Source organism: Halomonas meridiana (assembly GCF_009846525.1).
Lineage (GTDB): Bacteria > Pseudomonadota > Gammaproteobacteria > Pseudomonadales > Halomonadaceae > Vreelandella.
Map to the genome: position 1 here is coordinate 3,730,304 of NZ_CP024621.1, position 25,566 is coordinate 3,755,869.

The following is a 25,566-nucleotide window of genomic DNA, read 5'->3' on the forward strand; positions in this document are numbered from 1 at the left end:
GAGTATGGGCGGCCATATGCCGCCCGCTACGCTATTTTTTGGAGAATAATTATGACACGCGGGCACTACACGGCATTTGAGGATACCCACTTAGTTGCCGCTTTACGTACACCGTTCACCGACCTGAACGGTGTCCTGGGGGCGATTTCACCCACTGACCTGGGCATCAAGGTCGCCAAAGCAATACTAGACTTGAGCGGCACGCCACCGACATGCGTTGACTCTGTGATCGCCGGGTCAGTTGCACAGGCAAGTTTCGACGCCTATTTACTCCCCCGCCATATTGGATTGTATGCAGGCGTCCCTCAGGAAGTGCCTGCGCTACACACACAGCGTGTTTGCGGCACCGGTTTTGAGCTGTTGAAACAAGCTGCGGAACAGATTGCACTCGGGCAGGCCAAGTGCGTGCTGTGCGTCGGCACGGAATCCATGACCCGCAATCCGATTGCAGCCTATACGCACCGTGGTGGCTTCAAACTGGGTGCACAGGTGGACTTCAAAGACTTCCTATGGGAAGCGCTAATGGATCCAGCACCCAATGTATCAATGATTCAGACCTCCGACACACTGGCGCAGCGCTATGCCATCACTCGGGAGCAGGTAGACGCCTATGCCGAGCGCAGCTTCTCCCTGGCGGTCGAAGCCCAAGCGCAAGCGATCCTCTCCGCGGATATTATTGCTGTTAAAAACGAAACCTTCTCCCTCCCCGGTTATAGTGATAGGAGTATTTGTCTACCTCGTAAAATTATTCGCGTAGACCAAGATACGCATATCCGGCCTTCGCCTCGGAAGGTATTGAACCAATTGCCACCGGTATACGACGACGGCGTACAAACAGCAGGTAACAGCGCCGCCGTTGTCGACGGCGCTGCAGCCGCACTGGTGATGGCGGGCACTCACGCGGCCAAGTCATCTCTCGCACGCCTGCGCGCCACGGCCGTGGTTGGCGTAGCCCCCGAGACCATGGGTATTGGGCCAGCACCCGCTATTCGGCTACTGCTGGAACGTAGCGGCCTCACTCTCAATGATATTGACCGCTTCGAAATCAATGAGGCTCAGGGTGCGCAAGTGCTTGCAGTCGTCCGTGAACTGGATATCGACCTAACTAAGCTCAACGTTCATGGTGGAGCTATCGCCATTGGCCACCCATTGGCCGCAACGGGTTTGCGGCTAGCAATGTCCTTGGCCCGACAACTCAAGCGTGATGGCTTGCGCTATGGCATAGCGGCCGCTTGCATTGGCGGCGGTCAAGGCATGGCCATTCTGCTTGAGCACTCAGCCGAATAAATCGTTCGTTCAAGTCTTTAATCTACGCCCTTCTGTGCACGCTAGAGAAAACACCCTTTTCCATACGTGACCCAAAAAAGGCTGGCAAAGCGCCAGCCTAAAACGTGATCGAAACAGCAGTAAATCACTTACACCTTCACGTCACTGCAAAACATAGATCGCTAGAACTGGAAGGTGGCACTCGCCTGAAGGCGACTCGCATCATTGGAGACCCCATTCACCTGTTCGATATCCGCATGCTGGTACTCAAGACCGACTGACATGCGCTCGGTAACATCCCAAATCACATTGGCAAACCCATAGTCGAGCGTTTCGAAATGGTCGCCATAGCCTGCGGGCAGGTCTTGCTGAAGACGCGAAACGCCCACAGAACTGAACCAGCTATCCGTCCAGTAGTGATTAAGTGACAGACCAAATGCCTGGGTTTCAATAGCCTCAAGATTGTTACCGTTCACATAGACGTCAGGTGCGTTACGGTGACCTACGTTGCCAGGGTTACCCATATAGTTACCGATACCCTCACCGAAGGTGGCACTGCCGCGCAAACTGGTGGAGGCATTAAAGGGCAAATTAAACTGCGCCTGCACCCCATAGCCAGTGACGTCGTCATCAATGGTATTGGTGATGTTATTGGTCGAAAGCTGACGCGCTATCCCCGATAGTGCAAATAAGCGCTTATATTCATAGCGCAGCGTCAAATCTGGCAGCTGACTCTCCCCATCGGCTACTGAAGCATCATTGCGGGCTATAACTGTAGTGGGGTTTTCCAGTGCCACAGAGAAACTCCCCTCCCCGACAGGCTGCGTATAGCGCAACTGAGCCTGCCGCTCGAAGGCGTAGCCCTTAGGATCCCCTAGTGCCAGGGTACGTGTTCCGCCCACGAAGCTCATAAAATTTGACCACGTTTGCCCGGCGAGAAACCCGTTCAGCTCGCCATACGCATGGCGCAACCCAAACTTACCATCGGGCACAAAATGACCTTCGAAGTAAGTGGTTAAACGCCCATAGTCAGTGGCGGTATGGGTGCGGAAATTCAGGCGGGACTCATAGGCCGTAAAGCTGGTTCTACCATCGGTTCTATTGCCTGGGTTCATCACGGCGTAAGGATCAGTTGATGTCCCCAGATCGTAGTCGAAGTCGTAAAACGCATCGAGTTTAACGTACCCCCCAAAGGCAATATCTGTTTTGGTGCCTGGAATATTAATCGTTGATCGATGATTCCAGGGTGGGCCTACTCGGCTGGGCTCTCCGGTAACGATAGGCTGCCCGGCTTCTACAACATCAAATGCATGGGCCTGGGAAGCAAGCGCACAGGGAGCGAGAAGAACACACGCGACAAAGTGGTTAATTTTCATTGTTTGTCTCTGCTTTTGGTCGTAATGGTTAAGTTGTAATTGTTCTTAATGCGAACTCTGATCCGCATTACGTACCAAAGCTGCGAAAAAAACCTCCATCTGTCAATTAAAATGGAGGTAATTCATTTCAATATCCATATAAGACATTGAATTTAAATAATTTAAAGCCATTAATACTTTGGTTTGATTATATATTGTAACTAAACAAGCCACCTTTCTATTCAGAATCAGCCAGTAGCTCAGGGTAACGCAGCCCAATAAGCGCATGCTCACGCATCAACATTTCTGCCCTCGCCCCCTCACCACGCTTAAGTGATTGATATATAAGCTGGTGATGAAACTGCGCCAACTGCAACTTTTTGAACTCTCGCACTAAATCATCGCTATCAATGATGATCGAGTCGGCGGCAGCGAAGGGAAGGTGGTTATTGCGTGAAATAGCATCTGCCACGACATCGCTGCCAATGGCATGGATGATGATGCTATGGAAATGCGTATTGAGTTCACTCCATTGATTGATATCTGATTCAACAAGGTAGCCTTTGGCTATCAGCTTTTTTCCTTTTTGGATCCAAAAATCCAGCTCCTTAGCGACATTAGCCGGTAGACCTTGCTCCGCCAGATGACGTGCAGCCAGTCCTTCCAACACCCCGCGAACCTCAACCGCACAATGCACATCTGCTTGGGTAAACTCACGCACCATAAACCCGCGTTTGCCCGCCTGCTGCAGCAACCCCTCCTGCTCCAGAGTGCGAAAAGCCAGCCTGACCGGCGTTCTAGAAACACCCAGCTGCTCCGCTACCGCGACTTCACCAAGGCGCACTCCTGGAGAGTACGCGCCCTCACTGATTAATTTACGTAGCTGGCTAACGACACTTTTATCATTGTTACTCATTTGATTTTTCTCTCATATCAACACTGCTTAGCTATTCATTAGCGAGATCTACGAAAGTATAGGTTGACTGCAAAAACCTTCCTAGCCTTTACTTTGGATCCAATAAGCATAATTACAACACCAACCCAAAAAGGAGTTAACCGTGACTCAACAAGCCCCCTTTCCTTTAAATACTTGGTACGTCGCCTGCACCCCTGATGAGCTTACCGAAAAGCCACTTGGACGAACTATTTGTAATAAGCAACTAGTTTTCTTCCGTGGCGATGAAGGTCGCGTCGCCGCCGTGGAAGATTTTTGCCCTCACCGTGGCGCTCCGCTGTCCCTGGGTTTTGTGCGAGATGGCAAACTGGTTTGCGGCTACCACGGCCTTGAAATGAACTGCAGCGGCAAATGCGACAGTATGCCTGGTCAACGGGTTCGCGGCTTTCCGAGCAATCGCTCCTACCCTGTTGAAGAGCGCCACGGCTTCATATGGATTTGGCCCGGCGACCCCGATAAAGCTGACACCAGCTTGATTCCCGAGCTGCACTGGGCCAATAACCCTGACTGGGCTTATGGCGGCGGTCTCTACCATATTCAGTGTGAATATCGTCTGATGATCGACAACCTCATGGATCTTACCCATGAGACCTATGTGCACGCCTCCAGCATTGGCCAACCCGAGATTGAAGAGGCTGCACCGGAAACAACGGTGAACGGCGATGAAGTGGTCACCAGCCGTGAAATGGAAAACATACCCGCACCGCCTTTCTGGCAGGCTGCCCTCAGGGGAAACGGGCTTGCTGACGACGTACCCGTTGATCGCTGGCAGATTTGCCGCTTTACGCCTCCTAGCCATGTGTTAATTGAAGTCGGCGTCGCCCATGCGGGCAATGGCGGGGCCAATGCTCCGGCGAATGTGAGAGCCTCAAGTATTGTGGTCGACTTTATCACCCCAGAATCAGACACCTCTATCTGGTACTTCTGGGGGATGGCACGCAACTTCAAGCCAGACGACCAAGCGCTTACCGATAAGATCCGTGAGGGACAGGGCAAGATCTTCGAAGAGGATCTTGAGATGCTCGAGGCACAGCAGCGTAACCTACTTCGATATCCTGATCGCCAACTGCTGAAACTCAATATCGACGGCGGCGGCGTACAGGCACGCCGTATCATTGACCGTATTCTGACAGAAGAGCGGGCAACACAAACCAAGGAGCTGCCAGCATGAGTCATCCCGCTCTATCGCTAGTCGTTGAAGTCAAAGCGCGCCACGAGGAGGCGCTTGGCATCGTCACTTTTGAGCTTGTCGACCCTCACGGCCGCCCACTTCCTCCCTTCAGCGCAGGCGCCCATATCGACGTGCAGGTTAAAGAGGGAGTGATCCGGCAATACTCTCTGTGCAACCACTCTGAAGAGCGGGACCGCTACTTGATCGGCGTATTGCGTAATGAAGCCTCCAGAGGAGGCTCCATCGCCATGCACGATGAAATTAAAGTGGGCAACCTGCTACTCATCAGCGCACCCAAAAACCATTTCCCGCTTAAACCCGCAAAGCGCACTTACCTGCTGGCGGGCGGGATTGGTATAACGCCACTGCTGTGCATGGCAGAGCGTTTAGCGCGTACTGATGCGGATTTCGAGCTGCACTACTGCGCACGTTCCGCCGAGCGCATGGCCTTTCGTGAGCGTATCAAAACATCAGGTTTTGCCAATAGAGCATACTTCTACCTGGACGATGACGACGCATCTCCAGCCCTCGATCTGGAAAAATTGCTCAGTGAGCCAGAGGCTGATGCCCAGGTCTACGTCTGCGGCCCTAGCGGATTTATTAATGCCGTCATATCCACAGGCAAACAGTGTGGCTGGTCAGCCGACCAACTGCACACCGAGTACTTTGCAGGCGCAGAAACAGCCAGCGAAGATGACGGCAGCTTCGAGGTACGTATCGCCAGTAGCGGCGCCGCCTTTTCAGTGCCCGCCGATAAAACGGTTTACCAAGTGCTGGCTGAAAATGGTATCGACATCATGGTGTCCTGTGAGCAGGGGGTCTGCGGCACCTGCCTGACCCGTGTGCTTGAAGGCGAACCCGACCACCGGGATTTATACCTGGATGACGATGAGCACGCGGCCAACGACCTGTTCACGCCCTGCTGTTCCAGAGCTAAGAGTAAAACCCTTGTGTTGGATCTTTAAGCCATCATTAAAACAGTTACAAAAACAATCACAAAAACGTACCCCGTTGACTAGTAATCAGGATAACGACAATGAATAAAATGCCCACCCGCCTAGCCAAGGCAACCCTATTTGGCGTTTTCGCCTTCTCATTCGCTGCCCCTTCCGTGGAAGCCAGCACCACACTTCGAGTGGCGCACGTTTGGCCGGGTGGCTCAATGATAGATCGTGAGCTTTTTCAAGCCTGGGCTGAAAGCGTCGAAGAGGCATCGAATGGGGAGTTAAAGGTAGAAGTTTTCCCCAGCCAGACGCTAGCAAAATCAGCCCAAACCTACGAAAGCGCAGTGATGGGCATCGCCGATGTTGGCGCCTCAGCCCAAGGTTATACGGCAGGACGCTTTCCGCTCACGCAAATCGTCGAACTGCCGGGGGTGTCAGCAAGCGCTCGCCAAGGGGCCTGCATTCTACAGTCGCTTTACGATCAGGGACACTTTGAACAGGAATACGCCGACACACGCCCCCTGTTCTTGTTTACTACCGGCCCAGGTTATCTGCATACCAAAGATCAGCTAATTGAAACTCCGGCTGATCTCGAGGGGCTTCGACTACGCCGCCCCACGCCAGTGGTAGGTGATATGTTCGAGCGCCTTGGCGCCCAAGCGGTGGGCATGCCAGCGCCAGATGTGTTTACCTCTATGCAGCGGGGTGTCGTCGACGGCCTCAGTTTCAACTGGGAAGGAATGAAGACCTTTCGGCTAAACGAACTGGCACAGTACCATACCGAAGTCCCCCTATATGACCTTTCGCTGTTCGCCACCATGAGCCAGCGAAGCTACGACAGCCTGCCAGCCGATTTACAGCAGGTGATTGATGACCACAGCGGCTTAGAGTGGTCGCTTCGCGCGGCAGAGGTTTACGACGAAATGATACGTCAAGGGCGTGAAGAAGCCGTCGAGGCCGGGCATGAGTTTATCGTCATCGAAGACGCGCTCGAAGATCCTGAATGGGGCCCCGTGCTGCAGCAAACCATTGATGATTACTTAGATGACATTGGCGGCTCTGCCAACGATATCTACAAGGCCGCGATAGATTTACAGCAAAGCTGCGCGGCTTAATTTAAGAACTAGCAGTAACCATCGCTATCGAAATACTATAAAGGCAGCCAATTGGCTGCCTTTATAGCTGTATTCAAAATCCTGCACACAGATCAAAAATCAAAAAACACCGTCTCGCCTTCACCCTGCAGTCGAATATTCAAACGATAGCGCACCTGGCCATCCTGCTCTTCACGTTTGGCGATCAAGGTTTGCCGACGCGCCGGAGATTCGATGCGGGATAGCACCGGGCACTGGGCGTTCGCCTCAGCTTCATCATCAAAGTAGAGCCGTGTTTGTAGGTGGATGTTCACGCCCCGGGCAAACAGTGTGAGGTTAATGTGCGGGGCCATTAACTGGCCGCTGGGGTGCTTCACCGCGCCGGGCTTAATGGTGGTTAACGACCACTCACTGCCGTGATCGAAGGTGGTGGCCGTGCGGCCAAAGCTATTGAACGGCTTGCTCAGGTCGTAATCGGCTTGGTAGTGACCGTTCGCATCCGCTTGCCATGCCTCCAAGAAGGCATCGCGCACCAGGTCGCCGTTGCCGTCGATAACGGTACCTACCACCTGAATGTGTTCACCCTCTGCATCGGGCTTGGCCATCTCGCTCCAGATCTCTTCATCCCGCACGGGATTACCGGCAGCGGCGAGGGCAAGACCGATGTGCACGTAGGGGCCTGCGGTTTGCGAGGCGGTTTCACGCAGCATCAGGTCGCTGGTCGGCTGGCTGTTAGGCTGATTCATGAGATATCCCCGCCCTTATTGGTTTTCAAAGTAGGTCTGCAGCTCACCGCGTACCACCACATCAAATCGGTAGGCTAGGCAGTCCATCGGCTTGCTATGCGCCATATCCAGTCGCCCAATCATGGTCTCGACCGCGAGCGGGTCTTTCAGCGTGTGCACGATGGGACAGAGAGGAATCAGCGGGTCACCCTCAAAATACATTTGAGTGATCAGTCGGGTAGAGATCGAAGGCCCAGTGACTGAGACGTGAATATGCGCGGGCCGCCAACTGTTCATATCGTTGGGCCACGGGTAGGGGCCGGGCTTGACGGTGCGAAAACGGTAGAAGCCCTGCTCATCGGTCAGACAGCGCCCTACACCACCGAAATTAGGGTCGAGTGGCGCCAAGTACTTATCATTCTTATGCCGGTAGCGCCCTCCCGCGTTGGCTTGCCACATTTCTACCAGCGTATGCGGAATGGGCTTGCCGAACTGATCTACCACCCGGCCAAACATGATAATGCGCTCGCCCTGGGGAAGGCCCTGGCCTTGGCTAAAATTCATTAACAAGTCGTTATCATGCGGCCCCATGCGCAGGTGGCTAAAATCAGGGCCTGTCAGCTCAGACGCAGTGGGCTGTTGCATACTGACCAATGCCTGCTGGGGCGAGCGCGCTACTGAGGTTTTATAACCAGGCGCATAAGCAGGCGGATGCCAGTTACGGTCACGGGCCACAAAGCGTTTGTTATCGTGGGTCATCGCCCTTACCTCTTATCCATTATTGTGATTCGCTACTCGCCCCAGCCCAGCTCTTTCGCAAGGGCAAAGGCGTGATTGGCTGCCGGAACGCCGCCATAAATCGCTACATGCATGAGCACTTGGCGCAACTCGGCTTCAGTCAGGCCAACCCGCTTGGCGGTTTTCAAGTGCAGGGTTAGCTCTTCACGCCCTAGCGCGGCAAGAATACCCGTGGTGATCATGCTGCGCTCACGGCGGGTCAAGTCATCGTTGCTCCACAGCTCGCCCCAGGCCAGGCGAGTAATCATCTGTTGGAAGGGGGCATCGAGGGTATTGGCGTTGGCGGTAGAACGCGCCACGTGCTCATCTCCCAATACCTGCTTGCGGGTTTCCAGGCCGGTCGAGTAGGCCACGCCTTGGTTGGCCACATCGCCTAGATCCGTTGCCAGCACGGCGAGCAGCTTTTGTGAGAACAGTGCCGGGACTTCTACTGAGGGCACATGGCCGACGCCGTCAAAAACCTCCAGCGGGACGCCACCGAGCTCCGCAGAGAGCGCGTCCAGTACCGCAGGCGGTGTGGCCACATCTTCACTACCGCCAAACAGCTGCACTTTGGCGCGCTTGCCGGAAAGCTTGCCGGTAAAGGTGTCGCGGCCGAGCATTTCGCATAGCTGAGCGTAGGACTCATCATCGCCACGGCCCATTTGCACGCACCAGCCCGCTTTCAGTGCGGGGCTTGCCTCGAACGTCGCAGGAGCAAACCAGCGCGGTACGATTTCCTCAGCCATCGCCGCCAAGCCTTCCTGACGCACGCGCCCAGCGCGGATGTTCCACAAATCGGGGTTGCCGATTACCGCCCCCGTATTGGTCAGCGTCGCGGAAAGTAGCCGGTCAGGCTGTGCGGCAATCAGCTGCTGGCCGACCACACCACCAATGGAGGTACCGGCAAAGTGAAACCGTTGCACGCCCGCCAGCGCTACCAACGCTAGCACCTCTTCAGCCAGATCGGCAGGCGTTATCTGTGTGCCGCTGACCGCCTGGCTGGCGCCGTGGCCGGGCAGGTCCCAGGTAAGCACTCGATAGCGGGGCAGCAGCGCGGGGATCACGTCGTCCCATACCGCTTGGCTCATGCCCAGCGGGTGCGCCAGCACGATCAGTGGGTTCACTTCTGAGCCGAGCAGTCGGTAGGCGACGCTGCGGCCGTTGGTGGTATGAAAAGCCATGCCTACCTCCGTTAAACGCGTTCAATTAGCGTGGCGATACCCTGGCCGACACCTACGCACATGGTGCACAGGGCATAGCGCTTGCCGCTGTTTTGCAGCTCATGGGCAGCGGTCAGCAATAGGCGGGCACCGGACATGCCCAGCGGATGTCCAAGGGCAATCGCACCACCGTTTGGGTTAACACGCGGGTCGTCGTCAGCCAAGCCTAGGTCGCGCATACACGCTAACGCCTGGGCGGCAAATGCCTCGTTAAACTCAAACACATCGATATCGTCTATGGCGATACCGGTGCGCTTGAGTAGTTTTTGTACCGCGGGTACCGGCCCGTAACCCATGATGCGCGGCTCAACGCCCGCCGTGGCCATGCCGATAATTTTCGCCATCGGCTTCAGGCCGTGCTGTTTAACCGCCGCTTCGCTGGCCACCAGCATGGCGGCTGCGCCGTCGTTGACACCAGAAGCGTTGCCCGCCGTTACGCTACCGCCTTCACGAAAAGGCGTAGGCAGTGCTGCCAGCTTCTCAAGCGTGGTTTCCCGCAGATGCTCGTCCTGATCAAAGATCAGTGGGTCCTGCTTGCGTCGGGGGATCTCAATAGCAGTGATTTCTTGAACAAAACGCCCGGCTTTTTGGGCAGCCGCCGCTTTCTGCTGTGAGCGCAGAGCAAAAGCGTCCTGATCTTCCCGGGAGATATTGAACTGTTCGGCCACGTTCTCCGCCGTTTCCGGCATTGAATCCACTCCGTACGCTTTCTTCATCACGGGGTTTATAAAACGCCAGCCGATAGTGGTGTCTTCGATTTTCTGCCCCCGGGCGAAGGCACTGTCGGCCTTGCCCATCACATAGGGTGCACGGGACATGGATTCCACGCCACCCGCCAGGGCCAGTTCCATCTCACCGGCCTTGATAGCGCGAAAGGCGGTGCCCACGGCATCCATTCCCGACCCACACAGGCGGTTCATGGTCGTGCCGGGCACCGAGGTGGGAATGCCCGCCAGCAGCGACGACATGCGCGCCACATTGCGGTTATCTTCCCCCGCTTGGTTGGCACAACCCATAAAGACTTCTTCAATAGCGGCCGGGTCAAGGTTTGGCGCTTCGGCCAAGACGGCTTTAAAGATGGTCGCGGCAAAGTCATCGGGGCGCACGCTGGCCAGCGTGCCACCAAAACGCCCAACGGCAGTGCGGCGGGGATGACAGAGATAGACGTCTTTCATCACAACATCGCTCATAACAGTCTCCTTATTCGCCAGCGTGGGCACGCTCGGTACGCGCTTTTAATTCGCGCAGGATAGTCAGCTCTTTTTCGCTAGGCTCAGGGGTACTCTCAAGCTGCTCCGCAAAGCGTACCTCCCAACCGGTCGCTTCAATCACATCTTCGCGGCTCACACCGGGATGCAGCGACACCACAACCAGCTCTTTAGTATCCGGGTCGGGTCTCATCACGCAGAGGTCGGTGATGACGCGAGTGGGGCCTTTGCCAATATTGGGCACATTGTCGCGGCCTTTGCCGTCGCGACCAAAGCCGAGCGTAGTGACGAAGTCGACATCTTTCACAAAGGCACGCTTCGAGTGCTTTAGAGTGATAAAGACTTCACCTGCATTAGTGGCAATTTCCGGCGCGCCACCGCCGCCTGGCAGGCGCACTTTTGGGGCTTTGTAATCGCCGATCAGCGTGGTGTTAAGGTTAGCAAAGCGGTCGATCTGCGCGGTGCCCAAGAAACCCACGCTCACCTTGCCGCCCTGCAGCCAGTAGCGGAACATTTCCGGCACTGCCACGGTGGTGAGCGCCGATTCGCACAGTTCGCCATCGCCAATAGAGAGCGGCAGAATATCGGGCTTGGTTTGCAAGGTGCCGGATTCGTAAATCAGCACCACGTCGGGTGCATGAGTGAGTCGAGCCAAGTTGGCAGCTTCTGAGGGCAAACCGATACCTACAAAACAGGTCATGCCGTTTTCCAGCGCTCGCGCTGCGGTGACCGACATCATTTCAGAAGAGGTATATTCCAGACTCATCAGGCTTGGCCTCCTGCATTAAAGACGTTGTCATCCAGCCACTGGGTAAAGGTATCGCGGTCGCGAGCGATGGCATCCCACTCCTTATAGAAGAGGTTGCTGCGGCCGTAGTAGCCGTGAGTATAAGAAGGCAGCGCACCTTTCTCTGCCACCGCAATGGCACTGACCGCCCAGCTAGGAATCACGCAGGCATTAGGGGTCGCGCCCAGGTCATCGACAATCTCTTCCACTGTGACGATGCTGTGCTTGGCCGCCAGCACCGCCTCTTTCTGCACCCCAACGATCCCCTCGACCAGCACGTTGCCTTGGCGGTCGGCACGCTGAGCGTGAATGATCGAAACATCTGGGCGCACCGAAGGAACAGCGGCTAAGCGCTCGCCGGTAAACGGGCACTCAATGAATTTGATTTGATCGTTGACGCTGGGCAGCTCGCTGCCGATATAGCCACGGAAAACCGCTAGCGGTAACCCTGCGGCACCCGCTTCAAAGGCGCAGGCCATGGCCGCGTGGCTGTGCTCAAGAATCTCGATCTTACAGGGCCAGCCTTTCTCAACCGCATCACGCAGGCGGTGCAGCGATCCCACGCCAGGGTTGCCCCCCCACGAGAAGATGACTTTTTTGGCACAACCCGCGCCGATCATTTGATCGTAAATAATATCGGGGGTCATGCGAATCAGCGTTAGATCACGCTTTTTCTGACGGATCACTTCATGACCCGCCGCAAAAGGAATCAGATGGGTAAAGCCTTCCATGGCCACGGTAGCGCCGTCTTGAACGTAGCGCGCTACTGCGTCATGCAAGCTGAGAAACTCGGCCATATTAGGTGCCTCTTAGCTGGTCGTTGCCATACTTGTCGGTATTTGTTCGACAAACGAACATAGATTCTTAATACGAACAAGTTACTTCCGAACACCTATGGGGTCAAATGGCGGCTGAGTTTCCCGGACAATGAGCGAACAGCACAGAGGTGACTAATAAACTAAAAAAACACGTATAAACAATCGCTTAATCAGAAAGCAGCCATGCACGGGCACGCGTCACCTGCTTTTCGCTGCTACCAAGGTATAAAGCTGGATTGCAGGCATCACGCAGCGCATCGGCGTCGATAATATCCTGCACATCAGGATGGCTTGAGAGCACATCTGCGTAGGCACGGGCTTCTAAACGAGCGGTTTCCGCTGCTTCTGCACTGATGGCTTTGGCTTTATCAGTGCCTAGGGTGGGAGCCAATAATCGGGCTACCGGCTCGGCCATGATGCCCCCACCCGTGGCCGCCAAGTTGCGCGCCATATTCTCAGAGTTCACTTCGAGCCCTTCCAACAGTGCGGCGACCTGCTCCAAGGCACCTTCTACCAGCAGAGTACTTTCGACTAACGGCGCCCACTCTGCATGCCATTCGCCCAACCCTCGCTCAAGAGGTTGAGCCGCAGCGTGGATCAATACACTGGTATGGCCATGCACTTGTCGCGCTGCCCCCTTAATCAGTGCGCTACGTACGGGGTTACGCTTATGAGGCATTGACGATGACTCGCCCATCCCAGGAGCAAAAGGCTCTGCCACTTCGCCTACTTCGGTTTGCGTCAGTAGCGAAACATCAAGGGCGATTTTTTCAGCCGCCCCCGCGACTGCATCCAATGCCGTGCCGAGGATATGGATCGGATAGCGGTCGGTATGCCAGGGAAGCACAGGCGCAGACAGCCCCAGCCGCTCAGCCAAGGCGTCCATCCACTCTAGCCCCAGGTTGTCCCACCCTGAGTGCACGCCCACCGCCCCGCCAAACTGCACGGGTAACTCCACCTCTGCCAATTGACGTCGACTCTGCTCTAGGCCAATCGCCCAGTGGGCCACCTTGACCCCAAAGGTAATCGGCAGCGCCTGCTGCATCAGGGTGCGCCCCACCATCACAGTCTTTGTGTGAGCTTCCATCAGCGCTATCGCCGCTGAACGACAGCGCAGCAGCAAGGCATTCAGCGCCGCCAAGCGCGGTTTCAGCAGCAGCATCAGCGCCGAATCGACCACGTCCTGGCTCGTCGCCCCTTGATGCCAGTAACGCTTGAGGTCATCTGCCAAAAGCGCACGCCCCTGCTTCACAAAAGGAATCGCCACATTGCCACCACTGGCAATGCCATCCGCAATGGTGGCGACGCTGAAGGTGGCATTTTCCAACTGGTGACGCATTTGCTGGCTAACTCCGGCCGGTACGGCGCCGCTGGTTTCCTGCACCTCAGCAAGGGCTAGCTCAAAGGCCAGCATGGCATTCACCATGGCGTGCTCATCGCATGCGTTTAAGGCGGGCTGGCTCATGAAGGGGTGTTTGGTAAATATAGCGGGCATGGCGATGAAGCCTCCTTTAGCAACACCTTGGCAACAGAGTGCCAAGAGACGATAGTTCTGAGCTTACTGACTTGCTTGTACTTATGTTTGTACTTATGTTCGCTCTTCGAACTATAGGCTAAATAGACCTCTGCCTATCAGGCAACCAAAATTTGGAAATGGGCGCTATCGTTGCTTACTGTGGTTTTGCTATCTGTGGTTTTGCTATCGCGGCATCATCCGGCAACACGTACCGCATCACCATGTCCGTGACATGGTCTTCCAATTTGCGCTGATTCTCCGGTGCCGCCTGTTTCCAATCGAAAATGCGTGAAAACGTGTGCTGGTTGGAGACATTAAAGAATGACAGCGCACTAATGAGCCAATGAAGCTCACGGGGATCTAACCCTTCACGAAAACAGCCTTCTTCAACACCGCGGTTGTATACGTTGGTAAGGGCATCAATCACCCCCGCATTTAGCGACTGAATCAGCTTCGATTGCGCCAGATAGCGGCCATGATGAATATTTTCAATCATGACGAGGCGAATAAAATCGGGATTTTTAGCATGATGGCAAAACGTAAACCGCACTAATCGGCTCAGTGCTTCTATCGGGGCCAAATGATTTAGCTGTAGCTCAGCTTCTTGCAAGCGCACTTTTTGGTAAGCCGCTTCTAACGTATGTAAGTAAAGCGTCTCTTTATCTTTGAAGTAGTAATAAATCATACGCTTAGAGGCGCGCGTTTTTTCAGCGATTTCATCAATTCGCGCCCCTGACAAACCTTTTTCTGAGAATTCTCGAGTGGCGACCGCAAGAATATCGGCCTGGACAGACTCAGGGTCGTTTTTACGACCACGTCGTGGAGAGGAGGACGAAGAAGCGTGGGATTTGGCTGTCATTGATAGGCCTTTATTATCGTGATCGTCTTTGGTCTAGTATGCCATACCTTGACTGAACGTACCATTTCGTACATTGTTGATTGGGACACAGTGAAATGGCCATGCGCGCTACCTTCATGGCTTTTCAAGCTCCATGACAATGGCTCGACAAGAGGACAACAATAATGTCTCTACGCCCCATGTTTTCACTACAAAAAACATCTATGAAACGCACGCTAACAGTGGCTATCACCACGGCTGCACTCTTCTCTGCGGCCCATGCCTCAGCACAAACCTTACGCTTTGCCCATGTGGACCCTGACGACTGGACAACTTCTAAAAAGGGCGCGGCCGGTCAAGTCTTCAAAAACCTAGTAGAAGCCGAAACCGATCTGACGGTTGAGCTCTATCCGGCGGGTTCTTTAGGCGGTGAAACTGAACTGATTGAAGGTGCACAGGATGGCACCATTAGTATTGCGATGGTCTCCGGCGCCTACGCTAACTTCTGCCCAGCCGTTGCGGTGACAGATATTCCGTACACCTTCCCATCTGCGCCCGTCGCTTGGGAAGTTATGGACGGTGAGTTTGGTACGGCACTCGCTGAACATTGCCTCGAACAAACCGGCTTGCGTACTCTGGCGTATGGGGAAACTGGCTTTCGTCATTTCACCAACTCTGTCCGCCCCATTCATACCCCTGAAGACATGCAGGGTTTGAAATTCCGAGTGCAAACCATCCCGCTTTACCTAGAAATGGTCACCGCGCTGGGTGGTGAGCCACAGGGTATCGCCTGGGGTGAAGTGCCCACGGCACTGGCGACGGGCGTTGTTGATGGCCAGGAAAACCCTATTTCCGTCATCTACGGCAACAACTTCTACGAATTCCAGGATTACCTCACGCTTGATCGCCATGTGTATGGTGTCGATCACATCCTCATCAACGATGAGATATTCCAGTCGCTTTCTGAAGAAGAGCAAGCCGCAGTGAACCGTGCTGCCGTGGTAGCAGGCACCACCGGCCGTGCCATTCAGCAGTTCAACTCCGCTGAAGGGATTACCAAGCTGCAAGCAGAAGGCATGGAGATCACTCAGCCAACCGCTGAACAAATGAAGGCTTTCCGGGAAGCAGCACAACCGCCCGTACAGGCCTATCTGCGCAATGAGCTTGGCGATGATGCCGAGTGGATCGATCGCCTCTCTTCCGCAGTGAATGACGCTTCCTCACGCTTCTAACATGCCATTCAAAGCGAGTGCTTGCGAGTAGACCCATAGTGGCCTACTCGCCCCCTTGCGTGCCTGACTATTGATTGAAGGTGCCTTTATGTCTGCTCTTCTCAGCCGGATACACCGTGGCCTCATACTTTTTAATGGCAGTTTGGCAGGGCTTGCCATGATGCTGATTTTCCTGCTGGTCGCGGGCAATGCGTTTGCGCGCTACACCTATGGCGGCTCCATTAGCTGGGGAGAAGACACCGCTATTTACTTAATGATTTATGGCCTGATGTTCGGTATGGCCTGGGCCTATTTACAAGATAAGCATATCGGATTCGACCTTATCCGCCGTTTACTGCCTGCGCACTGGATGCGTTGGCAAGCGGTCGCTGTTGACTTAGTGGTGCTCGCTGTCGGCATCGGCTTAATGGTGTCAGCGGTTGAGTTTATCTCAGCACGGGGCGGGCGCACCTCATCAAGTACCGGCATGCCAATGTGGCTGTTCCAAGCCTCTATGTTATTAGGCGGTGGGTTACTTAGCCTCTCAGCGCTCGTCATGGGTGCACTGCGACTGAGTCAGCCAGCCGACGTGGAGGCATCCTCATGATTTTTATACTACTTGTAGCGCTTATTTTACTGGGTGTGCCGTTTGCCTTTGCGATTTTAGGCTCTCTCACGGTACTAATGAGCGCCGGTGATTTGCCGTACCACATTCGCATCGTGTCGCAGCAGTTTTTTGGTGGCATGGAGTCTTTTCCGCTGCTGGCTATTCCGCTATTTATTTTAGCCGGCGAGCTGATGAACGAAGCCGGTATCACCCACCGCATTATTAACCTAGCCAGCGCTATTGTTGGCCGACTCAAGGCCGGACTTGCACACGTCAATATATGGGCATCTGTGATTTTTGCCGGGCTTTCGGGCTCAGCGATTGCGGATACGTCAGCGCTTGGCCGAGTGTTCATTCCTTCGATGGAAAAGGAGGGTTATCCACGCGACTTTGCTGCCGCCCTCACTGCGGCTTCATCCGTGATTGGCCCTATTATTCCCCCTAGCATTCCGGTCATTATTTACGCGCTTACCGTATCGGGCGTCTCGGTGCCGGGGCTCTTCTTAGCCGGTATCGTGCCTGGTTTCTTACTTGCCCTTGGGCTCTCAATTTACGTCTACTTCTTTGCAGGCGACCTTAGTACGGCGAAGGTAAAACAGCAGTCACGGCGTCACGCGTTACTGCATGGCTTACTGCCTGCGCTCATGCCGGTGTTTGTGGTGGGCGCCATTCTTGCGGGCATTGTCACGCCTACGGAGGCGGCAGCGTTTGCCGTCGTGTATGCGCTGATTCTCGGCGTGGTGCTCTACCGCAATATCAAACTGGTCAACCTGCCCGGTATCTTTGCCCGCGCCATGCGCGATAGTGCAGTGATCATGGTCATTATGGGTGCCGTGGCCGCCGCCAACTGGGTGTTAACGTTCGAGCGTGTGCCCAACATGCTGACAGAATGGGCCTTAATGAGCATTGATACCCAATGGACCTTCCTCATTGCCGTTATTCTTTTGCTGCTGGTGGTCGGGCTATTTCTAGAAGGCATTGCCGCTATTTTGGTGCTTGTCCCCATCCTTCACCCCATTGCCATGGCGCTGGGCATTGACCCCTTGCACTTCGGCATTGTGGTTATTTTTAACTTAATGATGGGCCTGATCACCCCTCCCATGGGTCTCTGTCTCTTTGTTGCGGACTCCGTCTCAGGCGTGGGTATGGGCCCCATTATCCGTCGCATTATGCCCATGCTCGCGGTCCAGTTCTTAGTGCTGCTGCTCATTACCTTTGTACCGTCCTTAGTGACGTTCCTGCCACGCTTGGCTGGCTACTGATCTCCACCATTACAAGGAGCATGATGCTATGTACTCATCGATTGCTACCGTTTGCCTCAGCGGATCACTGGAAGAGAAAGTAGACGCGATAGCGCAGGCAGGCTTTGAAGGGCTTGAGCTATTTGAAAACGATTTAACCGCGTTCGCAGGCACGCCACGGGAAGCAGGCGAGCTCATTCGCGCCCGCGGTTTGAAGCTGGTCACCCTACAGCCTTTTCGTGACTTTGAAGGGCTACAGGGCCGCGCGCGGCAACGGGCCTTTGATCGCGCCGAGCATAAGTTCGACCTGATGGAAGAGCTCGGCACCGATTTGCTGATGGCATGCAGCACCGTCCACCCTGATGCACTCCCCGGGATTAGCCGCGCTGCCGATGATTTTTTCGAGCTTGGCGAGCGCGCTGCTAAACGCCAGTTACGCGTGGCCTATGAAGCGCTGGCCTGGGGTCGACATATTCACGATTACCGAGACAGCTGGGAAGTGGTCCGCCGTGCCGCCCACCCTCATGTTGGCTTGGTGCTGGATACTTTCCATATTTTCTCGCGCCAAACAGAGCTAGGCACCATTGGCCGTATTCCCGGCGATCGCATCTTTTTGGTACAGACCGCCGATGCGCCGCGCCTGTCTATGGATCATCTCTCATGGAGCCGCCACTACCGCTGTTTCCCCGGCCAAGGCGAGCTTCAGATGGATAAATTCATGGCCATGCTGGAAGAGACTCGCTACGACGGCCCGCTCTCCCATGAGATCTTTAACGATGTGTTTCGCATGGGCCACAGCGACCAAACCGCCCGCGATGGCTTGCGCTCTTACCATTTGCTGCGCAGCATGCAAGCCGATAGCGGCATTCCCGCTCCACAGCCGATTGAGTCCGTGGCCTTTCTCGAAATAGCGGTTGAACCCAATGATTTGGCACCGCTGCGCGAGCTGCTCAGCGCACTGGGAATGGCTTGCGTAGGTCGGCATCACACGCTGAACGCCGAGCGCTGGGCCGCAGGCGACGTCAACTTAGTATTGAATACTGAATCAAGCTTTACGGGCCGTGTACCAGGGCGTGACGCCACGGCCGTCACAGCGATTGGCCTGCGTGTAGGCAACGCGTATGAGGCGTTTAAACGAGCAGACAAGCTGGGTTACGAGATTGTGGAGCCTGAAGAGGTAGGGGCAAGCCACCGAATGAGCGCGCTGCGCAATGTCGACGGCAGCCTCTCCTATATCATCGACGATTCGCAGCTGAGCCGCACGTGGGATCGCGAATTTCCAGTGGAGCGCCAGCCGGTTCCCCAAGGGTCACTGGTGGATATCGACCATATCAGCGTCGCGCTCTCCTACCATGACTATCTTTCACTGATGCTGCAGTACCGCGCCATCTTCCAGTTGGAGGTGACCCCCTCTTTCGATGTCACCGACCCACGGGGCTTGATTCAAAGCCAAGTCCTCCAAAACGGCAATGGTCATTTTCGCTTGGCGCTCAATGCCAGCACCTCACCGGATACGGCCAGCAACCGCTTTGTCCGTCAGTACGGTGGTTCAGGCGTTCATCACATTGCCTTAAGCACCACCTCCATGCGCGATACCAGTACGGCCTTACATCAGGCGAAGTCCCCAGTGCTACCGATACCCAGCAACTACTATCGTGACTTGGCGGCGCGTTTTGATCTCCCTGCACAAACGCACGCCTGGATGCAGGAGCACCACATTCTCTTTGACCAAGACAGTCACGGCGACTTCCATCAGCTCTATACGCAACCGAACCATAAAGCCTTCTTCATCGAATTGGTGCAGCGAGAGGGCTATCAAGGGTTAGGCGCGCCAAATGCCTTTGTACGCGTCACGGCACAGCAGCGCCTGGAAGCTGACCTCTTAGCCTCAGATATTAATGGTGACACGGACAACACTCGTCGCGACACGGGAGAGCGCCCAGCATGATCAAATTAGGACTCGTCGGCGAAGGTATCGCCAAATCACAATCTCCCGACTTGCACGAACGCCTAGGCGCATCATTGGGCGTGGCTGTCCGCTACGACTTAGTGGACAGCCTGGGTATCGCGGATTTCGACTTCGCCTGCGCGATTCAAACGCTGCGCGCAGAGGGATACCGGGGCACCAACGTCACCTTTCCCTTTAAAGAGAAAGCCGCAAAATTAGCGGACATCTGCGGAGAAGGCGTACAACGAGTCGGTACCGCCAATACGTTACTGTTCGATGAACAGGGGTTGCGAGCCGAAAACACCGACTACACGGGTTTTATTAGCGCCTACCGCCATTCGTTTGACAGCCAGCCAGCGGGCGATGTCTTACTGATCGGTGCCGGTGGCGTAGGACGCGCCGTGGCATGTGCGCTCGGTGAGCTGTCTGCCCACTGTATCCATATTCTGGAGCGCGACGAGCAGCGTGCCGACACCCTGTGCCGAGATCTTAACGCCATGGGCATCGCAGCGGAGTGCGTTTCAGCCGAGCAAGCGCAGCGCGAACTGCCAACGTGGCAAGGAGTCGTGAATTGCACCCCCATTGGACACATCAACCATCCCGGTTGCCCTATCGATACCACCGGCCTCGGCGCTCAGCACTGGGTGTTTGATGCGGTTTATATTCCGGCCCATACCGAGCTGTTAATGGCGGCTCATCGAGCAAAAGCGAAAACGCTCTCCGGCGTTGACCTGTTCGTCTTTCAGGGCGTGGACGCATTTCGATTTTTCACCCATGGCCACCTCAGCGCTGAACAGATTACGCCTCATGTGATCCCCCTGCGCACGCACTATATCGAGCAACTTGTCTCACCAAGAGCACACCGTGTGCCGTGATAGACTCTCGCAATAGCGTACAATTATTCGCCATTCGAACTTGAGCCTTTCAACCTCCTAATGCGCTGGAGAGACTTCCATGCTCGCCATCCTAGCCATTACCACCCCTATTTTTCTGCTGATTGGTATTGGCTACATAGCTCGGTGGAGCGGGGTTATCCAGCGCGAACAGCTGCAAGGCGTGGGTATTTTTGTGCTGTACTGTGCCCTGCCAGCCCTGGTAATTCGCGCATTAACCCAGCAGCCACTAGGCGAGATTTTTCAGCCCAGCTATTTGCTGGCGTACGGTTTGGGCTCGATAGCCGTGTTAGGCGCAGGCTTAGTACTTTGCTTAAAACTGCAGCGCCAACCCCTTAACGCCAGCGCCATGCAAGCGCTCGGAATGGCCGCATCGAATAGCGGATTTGTTGGCTACCCGGTCGCCGCGATGGTCATTGGCTCACCGGCTGCGGTGCTATTAGCTCTCAATATGCTCGTTGAAAACCTGCTTGTGATTCCCACCGCGCTTATTCTTGCTGAGATGGGTAACCAGCATGGCTCAAACGTTTGGCACACCCTGCGCCAAACGGCACGAAGCCTGGCCAAAAACCCCATACTGATTGGGTTAACCGTGGGGATCGTCATCGCATCTACCGGGATCGTCATTCCTACCCCTATTGATAAAGCGATTCATATGCTGGCGGAAGCCGCAGGACCTGCCGCGCTATTTGTCATCGGTGGATCGTTATTTGGTCTGCGCGCTCAAGGAATGATGAAAGATGTAGGGCAAATTGTGGTTGGTAAGCTGCTCATTCACCCCTTGGCCATTTTGGTCGCGTTTCTACTGATGCCTAATATTGAGCCAATATACATGGCGGGTGCACTACTGTTTGCCGCGTCACCAATGATTAGCATCTATCCCCTATTTGGGCAGCGCTATCACTTAGGAGACGTCAGCGCCACCGCCATGCTAGTGGCGACGATCGCTTCCTTTTTTACGCTTAGCCTACTTATTTGGCTCATGACACTCAGCAGTATTCTTAATATATAAACTATGTAGCGGATTCGCTTATGAGTGAGTTTAAAGCTGCCTGATAGCCATAAGTCCCAAGGCCTGCAATCACACCATCGGCACGCAGTGACACATAGGAGTGGTGGCGAAAGCTTTCCCGCTTGTGTACGTTTGAGATATGAACTTCAATCACTTTTCCTTCAAAAGCATTCAGCGCATCAAGGATAGCGACCGATGTGTGCGTGTAGGCAGCAGGATTAATGATGATGGCACTGGTCCCGTCTACTCGTGCCGAGTGAATTGCATCAATTAATGCGCCTTCATGATTGCTTTGAAAACAATTGATCTCCCATCCGGATAGGACGGCTATTTCACGCAACGTATTATTCACATCCTCTAAGTTCTCATAGCCATAAATCTCAGGCTGACGAGCTCCCAAGAGATTCAAATTAGGCCCATGCAACACGGTGACTTTACCCTGGCTCATTGTTCTGTCTCTTTGTGAATGAATCGAACAGTATGAATTTACCATAGTGGGGGAACTGTTCATCCGCCTCCTAGCCAGAAAGCACAACTGTTCGCTATTCGAACACTATGCTACCTTAACGGCTGACCATGTAATAATACGATGAGTAGACAAGAATGGACGACTTCCCCCAGGAAGAGGCGCTCAAGCCCGACGACCGCGACTTTGTGACTGCCCTGGCAAGTGGTTTAGAAGTCATCATGGCTTTTGATGATAGCCATCCACGTATGACGCTGAGTGAAGTGGCTGCCCGCACGAGCATGAACCGTGCCAAGGCCCGGCGTTTTCTACTGACACTGCATGCCCTTGGCTATGTTCGTAAACAGCAGCGCTACTTTGAATTAGCACCACGCGTACTCCAGCTAGGTTATTCGTATTTATCGTCCAATAATTACCGTAGTGCTATCCAACAGTATTTAGAGGAAATTACGCTCAAATGCGGTGAATCCTCCTCGTTGGGAGTGCTGGATGGTGATGACGTAATTTACGTTGCTCGTTCAGCAGCGCACCACCGCTTAATGGCAATCACGCTCTCCGTAGGAACACGCTTACCAGCCGCGCATACGTCGATGGGACGCGTCTTATTGGCTCAGTTGCCCGAAACCTCGCTAGACGATTATTTAGGACGTATCTCACTACAGCGATACACCGACAAAACCATTACCGATGTATCTAGCCTAAAAACATGCATTAACCAAGTGCGCCAGCAAGGCTATGCCATCTCCGACCAAGAGCTAGACTCTGGGCTTCGCTCGTTGGCCGTACCTGCTTTCGACGCAAACGGTAAACTGCTTGGCGCTATTAATATCAGCACTAATGCCGCTCGCGTCGATATGGACACCTTGCTCAAAGAGTATTTGCCGCTGTTGCAGGAAACGGCGCGCCTCATTCGCACTACGATTAGTGCGTAGCCCCCAATACCGACAACGCCTCATCCAGTGATGCCTGCTGGCGCTGTTCATACAGCGCAATTTCATCAATCACGGAGGCACCCAGGTCACGCTCGAACTGAGCTTGGTTGGCTTGGCTGGCGTATTCGTCGCGCTGCTCGCCGCCCAGGTTCGATTGGAAGATGCCCGCCGCGCTAACCGGCAGGAAGTCCTCATAGATCATGGGCTGGCAGGTCAGCGCGCCCTGCTCAATGAGCGCTTCCAGGGCTTCCGCATCGACCTGCTCGGGAAGTGACACATGGGCACCCGGCACGGCGTCGTAGTGAAAAAACGCCAGCTCTTCGCGGCGCAGGGTTGCGTCGTCGTCAGGGAATGCTTGGAACACTTCCGCCAGCTGCGCCTGATGAGCGCTGTTATCTTTGGCGGGAGGCAATTGCTGCGACTGGGCCAGCAGCTGGTCGTATAGCGCTCGCCCTTTCTGGGTGAGGGCAACGCCGCGCTGCTCGATTTCACCGAAGCGGGCGGTGTGATGCCCCGCCACGCTGTCGGCAAAGGTAATGGTCTCTTCCAGCGCTTTGAAACTGGTTTGGCGCAGTAGAATCGGGCAGCGGCGACGGGGCGGGCCTTCGATCACCGCCTTGGGGTCGATGCCAACGTTCGGCATCTGCTGCTGTACTGCATCAATATCCAAAGTGCGCGGGGTTAAATGGTTGATATGCGGGCCACGAAAGCTCACCACGTCGGCAATAAGCCGATGCTCTTGGTGTAAGCGGTCATAGGTGGCGCGGTCAACGGTGGCATCGTGGTGCCAGCGGAAAGTATCCAGCGCGGCCTGAACAAACGCCCTGGCATCGGCCGCGTTTAGGCCACCTTGCGCTTCACAGCGGGCGATCAGCGCCTGGGCCGCGGGCGTGACGATCTCACGGCGAGAGAGAATGTCCCGCGCCTGCTCACGCAGCTGTGGGTTCTCGATGAGCTCAAGACGTAACAAGGAAGTAAATACGCGGAAGGGATTGCGCTTCAAGGCGTCATCATCCACCGGGCGAAACGCCGTGGAGTGAACCGGTACACCGGCGGCGGCCAAGTCGTAATACCCCACGGGGTGCATGCCCATCACTGCAAACATACGCCGTAGCAGTGATAGCTCTTCAGGCAAACCAACGCGGATCGCTCCATGCCGCTCAACGCTAAGGCGCGCTAGCTCGTCCGATGCTTCGAGTGTGTGGGCTAAGGTGGCATTTTGGGCCAATACATCACGATTCACGCTCTCCACCAGCGAGAGCAGCGTGCCGTATTGCGGCACTTCCTGTTGATACATCGCCGACATCGCTTTGGAAAACTGATCGCGAATATCGTCGGCGCTTACATAAGCAGCATCCATGGGGCGTCCTGTTGGTCATCTTGTGGGGGTTATGACGATTACCATAGTAGCGCTGCAGCGACGGGGAAAATTGCATAAATTTGGCCGTTATCTTCATTAACACGCCTTGAGCCCCCGCCACAGCCCATGGTGTTACGGTTACACTAAGCCTTTCTGTTTCGACAATTCTACGCTTCGACAAAGGCCACCGTTTAGATGACTGCCTCACGCTCGCCGCTACCGCTCTATCTGGGCTTGCCCATGTGGGCCAACCAGGATTGGCAGGGCAGCCTCTACCCGCGCCAAGCCAAAACCGACTTGCTCAGTGATTACGCCGCGGTGTTTTCCAGCGTGGAGGGCAATACGACGTTTTACAGCGGCGCCCCCAAGCCCGATACCATCGCTGCCTGGGCGCGCCAAGCACCCGCCCATTTTCGCTTTTGCTTTAAACTGCCCGCCAGCGTGACGCACGACCAGCGGCTCGGCAGTTTAGCCTCTGCTTGGGAGTTCATAGAGGCACTGACGCCGCTCCATGACCGGCTTGGCCCGACCATGGTCCAACTGCCGCGTGATTTCGGCCCCTCAGAGCTGCCTAAACTCGAAGCCTTGCTCGCCCACTGGCCAACGCAGCTACCCTGCGCTGTTGAGGTGCGCCATCCTGTTTTTTTCCACAAGGGTGAGGAGGAGAAAGCCCTCAACCGATTGTTGATAACTTATGGGGCCAACCGCGTAATGCTGGATGTGCGGCCTGTGTTCTCGACCCCTGCCAACGGCCATCCGGGTCTTGCTCACGCTCAGCAGGAAAAACCGAAACTCCCGTTACACGTGCTCTCCACGGCAGAGCAACCGATTATTCGCTTCATCGGCCATATTGACAAAACCATCAATACTCGCTACTTCGCGCCGTGGATAGAGCGCCTAAAGCTGTGGATAAGTCAGGGGAAAACCCCTTTCTTATTTGTGCATACAGCAGATAACCGCGAGTCGCCCGAGATGGCGCGCGCGCTCTACGGCCTTCTTCAACAGCAGATGGCACTGCCTGCGCTTGAAGCCTTCGCCAACGAGAAGCAGAGCCAGCTATTTTAGGCCGTCTTTTTAGGCGGGCTGACTGGCAAGCCCTAGCATGATCGGATAAATTGCGCGTTCTTTCGGAAAAGTACGCTGGCAATTTCTCTATTTCCGAAAATCGGCGCAGCACGCCGATAACGACTCATTACAATTGAACGTAACACAGGTGATT

At 55.0% G+C, this 25,566-nt stretch carries 24 protein-coding genes; 12 read left to right on the forward strand and 12 right to left on the reverse strand.

The genetic code is table 11. The features are described from left to right. The first annotated feature begins 51 nt into the window (after positions 1 to 51). A complete protein-coding gene (locus CTT34_RS17600) occupies positions 52 to 1,287 on the forward strand; it encodes a thiolase family protein (RefSeq protein WP_174788536.1) in 1,236 nt (411 codons plus the stop codon). 161 nt (positions 1,288 to 1,448) lie between these two features. Here the strand turns inward: CTT34_RS17600 and CTT34_RS17605 are convergent, their stop codons facing one another. Both CTT34_RS17605 and CTT34_RS17610 read right to left on the reverse strand, forming a co-directional pair. Then, positions 1,449 to 2,642: a DcaP family trimeric outer membrane transporter gene (locus CTT34_RS17605; RefSeq protein WP_159343570.1), complete on the reverse strand. Its 1,194-nt coding sequence runs from the start codon at positions 2,640 to 2,642 to the stop codon at positions 1,449 to 1,451. A 217-nt stretch (positions 2,643 to 2,859) separates the two neighbouring features. Then, on the reverse strand, positions 2,860 to 3,537 hold the full coding sequence (locus CTT34_RS17610) for a GntR family transcriptional regulator (protein ID WP_159343571.1): 678 nt from the start codon (positions 3,535 to 3,537) through the stop codon (positions 2,860 to 2,862). Between the two features lie 142 nt (positions 3,538 to 3,679). Between CTT34_RS17610 and CTT34_RS17615 the strand changes: the two genes are divergently transcribed. The 3 genes from CTT34_RS17615 (at position 3,680) to CTT34_RS17625 (ending at position 6,806) form a co-directional block, all read left to right on the forward strand. After that, a complete protein-coding gene (locus CTT34_RS17615; RefSeq protein WP_159343572.1) occupies positions 3,680 to 4,747 on the forward strand; it encodes an aromatic ring-hydroxylating dioxygenase subunit alpha in 1,068 nt (355 codons plus the stop codon). After that, positions 4,744 to 5,712, forward strand: a complete 969-nt coding sequence (locus CTT34_RS17620) for a PDR/VanB family oxidoreductase (protein ID WP_159343573.1) — start codon at positions 4,744 to 4,746, stop codon at positions 5,710 to 5,712. The genes CTT34_RS17615 and CTT34_RS17620 overlap by 4 nt, the downstream gene beginning before the upstream one ends. 80 nt (positions 5,713 to 5,792) lie before the next feature. Further along, complete coding sequence (locus tag CTT34_RS17625) at positions 5,793 to 6,806, forward strand: TRAP transporter substrate-binding protein (RefSeq protein WP_159343861.1); 1,014 nt, start codon at positions 5,793 to 5,795, stop codon at positions 6,804 to 6,806. Between the two features lie 92 nt (positions 6,807 to 6,898). On the opposite strand, the gene pcaG is transcribed toward CTT34_RS17625, so the two are convergent. The 8 genes from pcaG to CTT34_RS17665 form a co-directional block, all read right to left on the reverse strand. Continuing rightward, entirely contained in the window at positions 6,899 to 7,531 is a 633-nt protein-coding gene (gene pcaG / locus CTT34_RS17630; protein ID WP_174788537.1) for a protocatechuate 3,4-dioxygenase subunit alpha, read from the reverse strand. Positions 7,532 to 7,546: 15 nt separating this feature from the next. After that, positions 7,547 to 8,269, reverse strand: a complete 723-nt coding sequence (pcaH, locus tag CTT34_RS17635; RefSeq protein WP_044629330.1) for a protocatechuate 3,4-dioxygenase subunit beta — start codon at positions 8,267 to 8,269, stop codon at positions 7,547 to 7,549. Between the two features lie 32 nt (positions 8,270 to 8,301). Beyond that, the gene (locus tag CTT34_RS17640) at positions 8,302 to 9,471 is read right to left on the reverse strand and encodes an alpha/beta fold hydrolase (protein ID WP_159343574.1); all 1,170 of its coding nucleotides are present in this window, start codon (positions 9,469 to 9,471) and stop codon (positions 8,302 to 8,304) included. A gap of 11 nt (positions 9,472 to 9,482) precedes the next feature. Further along, positions 9,483 to 10,685: a 3-oxoadipyl-CoA thiolase gene (gene pcaF, locus CTT34_RS17645; protein WP_159343863.1), complete on the reverse strand. Its 1,203-nt coding sequence runs from the start codon at positions 10,683 to 10,685 to the stop codon at positions 9,483 to 9,485. 25 nt (positions 10,686 to 10,710) lie between these two features. Next, complete coding sequence (locus tag CTT34_RS17650) at positions 10,711 to 11,484, reverse strand: CoA-transferase subunit beta (RefSeq protein ID WP_159343575.1); 774 nt, start codon at positions 11,482 to 11,484, stop codon at positions 10,711 to 10,713. Further along, complete coding sequence (locus CTT34_RS17655) at positions 11,484 to 12,302, reverse strand: CoA transferase subunit A (protein ID WP_044629327.1); 819 nt, start codon at positions 12,300 to 12,302, stop codon at positions 11,484 to 11,486. Before CTT34_RS17655 ends, CTT34_RS17650 begins: the two co-directional genes overlap by 1 nt. A gap of 187 nt (positions 12,303 to 12,489) precedes the next feature. Beyond that, positions 12,490 to 13,818 carry a class-II fumarase/aspartase family protein gene (locus tag CTT34_RS17660; protein WP_159343576.1) on the reverse strand — a complete coding sequence of 443 codons (1,329 nt, stop codon included), beginning with the start codon at positions 13,816 to 13,818 and terminating at the stop codon, positions 12,490 to 12,492. Between the two features lie 175 nt (positions 13,819 to 13,993). Continuing rightward, positions 13,994 to 14,698 (reverse strand): TetR/AcrR family transcriptional regulator, encoded by a 705-nt coding sequence (locus CTT34_RS17665; RefSeq protein ID WP_159343577.1) that lies wholly within the window; start codon positions 14,696 to 14,698, stop codon positions 13,994 to 13,996. 164 nt (positions 14,699 to 14,862) lie between these two features. Between CTT34_RS17665 and CTT34_RS17670 the strand changes: the two genes are divergently transcribed. The 6 genes from CTT34_RS17670 to CTT34_RS17695 all read left to right on the forward strand — a co-directional run bounded on the left by CTT34_RS17670 (position 14,863) and on the right by CTT34_RS17695 (position 21,589). Further along, complete coding sequence (locus CTT34_RS17670) at positions 14,863 to 15,909, forward strand: DctP family TRAP transporter solute-binding subunit (protein WP_159343578.1); 1,047 nt, start codon at positions 14,863 to 14,865, stop codon at positions 15,907 to 15,909. An 88-nt stretch (positions 15,910 to 15,997) separates the two neighbouring features. After that, positions 15,998 to 16,495, forward strand: coding sequence for a TRAP transporter small permease (locus CTT34_RS17675; RefSeq protein WP_159343579.1), 498 nt, complete (start codon positions 15,998 to 16,000; stop codon positions 16,493 to 16,495). After that, positions 16,492 to 17,757: a TRAP transporter large permease gene (locus CTT34_RS17680; RefSeq protein WP_159343580.1), complete on the forward strand. Its 1,266-nt coding sequence runs from the start codon at positions 16,492 to 16,494 to the stop codon at positions 17,755 to 17,757. The genes CTT34_RS17675 and CTT34_RS17680 overlap by 4 nt, the downstream gene beginning before the upstream one ends. Positions 17,758 to 17,785: 28 nt before the next feature. Next, the gene (locus CTT34_RS17685; protein ID WP_159343581.1) at positions 17,786 to 19,684 is read left to right on the forward strand and encodes a bifunctional sugar phosphate isomerase/epimerase/4-hydroxyphenylpyruvate dioxygenase family protein; all 1,899 of its coding nucleotides are present in this window, start codon (positions 17,786 to 17,788) and stop codon (positions 19,682 to 19,684) included. Then, positions 19,681 to 20,559, forward strand: coding sequence for a shikimate dehydrogenase family protein (locus CTT34_RS17690; protein ID WP_159343582.1), 879 nt, complete (start codon positions 19,681 to 19,683; stop codon positions 20,557 to 20,559). The genes CTT34_RS17685 and CTT34_RS17690 overlap by 4 nt, the downstream gene beginning before the upstream one ends. A 79-nt stretch (positions 20,560 to 20,638) precedes the next feature. Then, positions 20,639 to 21,589 (forward strand): AEC family transporter, encoded by a 951-nt coding sequence (locus CTT34_RS17695; protein WP_159343583.1) that lies wholly within the window; start codon positions 20,639 to 20,641, stop codon positions 21,587 to 21,589. A 1-nt stretch (position 21,590) separates the two neighbouring features. Here the strand turns inward: CTT34_RS17695 and aroQ are convergent, their stop codons facing one another. Then, positions 21,591 to 22,037 (reverse strand): type II 3-dehydroquinate dehydratase, encoded by a 447-nt coding sequence (gene aroQ, locus CTT34_RS17700; protein ID WP_159343584.1) that lies wholly within the window; start codon positions 22,035 to 22,037, stop codon positions 21,591 to 21,593. Between the two features lie 155 nt (positions 22,038 to 22,192). Here aroQ and CTT34_RS17705 point away from each other — a divergent pair, with 155 nt between their 5' ends. Then, the gene (locus tag CTT34_RS17705; RefSeq protein WP_044629320.1) at positions 22,193 to 22,987 is read left to right on the forward strand and encodes an IclR family transcriptional regulator domain-containing protein; all 795 of its coding nucleotides are present in this window, start codon (positions 22,193 to 22,195) and stop codon (positions 22,985 to 22,987) included. Here CTT34_RS17705 and hglS read toward each other — a convergent pair. Beyond that, positions 22,977 to 24,347, reverse strand: a complete 1,371-nt coding sequence (gene hglS / locus CTT34_RS17710; protein ID WP_159343585.1) for a 2-oxoadipate dioxygenase/decarboxylase HglS — start codon at positions 24,345 to 24,347, stop codon at positions 22,977 to 22,979. The two genes, CTT34_RS17705 and hglS, sit on opposite strands and share 11 nt — an antisense overlap. 195 nt (positions 24,348 to 24,542) lie before the next feature. On the opposite strand from hglS, the gene CTT34_RS17715 reads away from it, so the two are divergent. After that, positions 24,543 to 25,412 carry a DUF72 domain-containing protein gene (locus CTT34_RS17715; protein ID WP_159343586.1) on the forward strand — a complete coding sequence of 290 codons (870 nt, stop codon included), beginning with the start codon at positions 24,543 to 24,545 and terminating at the stop codon, positions 25,410 to 25,412. The last annotated feature ends 154 nt before the right edge of the window (positions 25,413 to 25,566 follow it).

Coding starts and splice junctions, on each gene's coding strand:
- CTT34_RS17600 (WP_174788536.1), top strand. CDS start 52: ATGACACGCGGGCACTACACGGCATTTGAGGATACCCACTTAGTTGCC.
- CTT34_RS17605 (WP_159343570.1), bottom strand. CDS start 2,642: ATGAAAATTAACCACTTTGTCGCGTGTGTTCTTCTCGCTCCCTGTGCG.
- CTT34_RS17610 (WP_159343571.1), bottom strand. CDS start 3,537: ATGAGTAACAATGATAAAAGTGTCGTTAGCCAGCTACGTAAATTAATC.
- CTT34_RS17620 (WP_159343573.1), top strand. CDS start 4,744: ATGAGTCATCCCGCTCTATCGCTAGTCGTTGAAGTCAAAGCGCGCCAC.
- CTT34_RS17625 (WP_159343861.1), top strand. CDS start 5,793: ATGCCCACCCGCCTAGCCAAGGCAACCCTATTTGGCGTTTTCGCCTTC.
- pcaG (WP_174788537.1), bottom strand. CDS start 7,531: ATGAATCAGCCTAACAGCCAGCCGACCAGCGACCTGATGCTGCGTGAA.
- pcaH (WP_044629330.1), bottom strand. CDS start 8,269: ATGACCCACGATAACAAACGCTTTGTGGCCCGTGACCGTAACTGGCAT.
- CTT34_RS17640 (WP_159343574.1), bottom strand. CDS start 9,471: ATGGCTTTTCATACCACCAACGGCCGCAGCGTCGCCTACCGACTGCTC.
- pcaF (WP_159343863.1), bottom strand. CDS start 10,685: ATGAAAGACGTCTATCTCTGTCATCCCCGCCGCACTGCCGTTGGGCGT.
- CTT34_RS17650 (WP_159343575.1), bottom strand. CDS start 11,484: ATGAGTCTGGAATATACCTCTTCTGAAATGATGTCGGTCACCGCAGCG.
- CTT34_RS17655 (WP_044629327.1), bottom strand. CDS start 12,302: ATGGCCGAGTTTCTCAGCTTGCATGACGCAGTAGCGCGCTACGTTCAA.
- CTT34_RS17660 (WP_159343576.1), bottom strand. CDS start 13,818: ATGCCCGCTATATTTACCAAACACCCCTTCATGAGCCAGCCCGCCTTA.
- CTT34_RS17665 (WP_159343577.1), bottom strand. CDS start 14,698: ATGACAGCCAAATCCCACGCTTCTTCGTCCTCCTCTCCACGACGTGGT.
- CTT34_RS17670 (WP_159343578.1), top strand. CDS start 14,863: ATGTCTCTACGCCCCATGTTTTCACTACAAAAAACATCTATGAAACGC.
- CTT34_RS17675 (WP_159343579.1), top strand. CDS start 15,998: ATGTCTGCTCTTCTCAGCCGGATACACCGTGGCCTCATACTTTTTAAT.
- CTT34_RS17680 (WP_159343580.1), top strand. CDS start 16,492: ATGATTTTTATACTACTTGTAGCGCTTATTTTACTGGGTGTGCCGTTT.
- CTT34_RS17685 (WP_159343581.1), top strand. CDS start 17,786: ATGTACTCATCGATTGCTACCGTTTGCCTCAGCGGATCACTGGAAGAG.
- CTT34_RS17690 (WP_159343582.1), top strand. CDS start 19,681: ATGATCAAATTAGGACTCGTCGGCGAAGGTATCGCCAAATCACAATCT.
- CTT34_RS17695 (WP_159343583.1), top strand. CDS start 20,639: ATGCTCGCCATCCTAGCCATTACCACCCCTATTTTTCTGCTGATTGGT.
- aroQ (WP_159343584.1), bottom strand. CDS start 22,037: ATGAGCCAGGGTAAAGTCACCGTGTTGCATGGGCCTAATTTGAATCTC.
- CTT34_RS17705 (WP_044629320.1), top strand. CDS start 22,193: ATGGACGACTTCCCCCAGGAAGAGGCGCTCAAGCCCGACGACCGCGAC.
- hglS (WP_159343585.1), bottom strand. CDS start 24,347: ATGGATGCTGCTTATGTAAGCGCCGACGATATTCGCGATCAGTTTTCC.
- CTT34_RS17715 (WP_159343586.1), top strand. CDS start 24,543: ATGACTGCCTCACGCTCGCCGCTACCGCTCTATCTGGGCTTGCCCATG.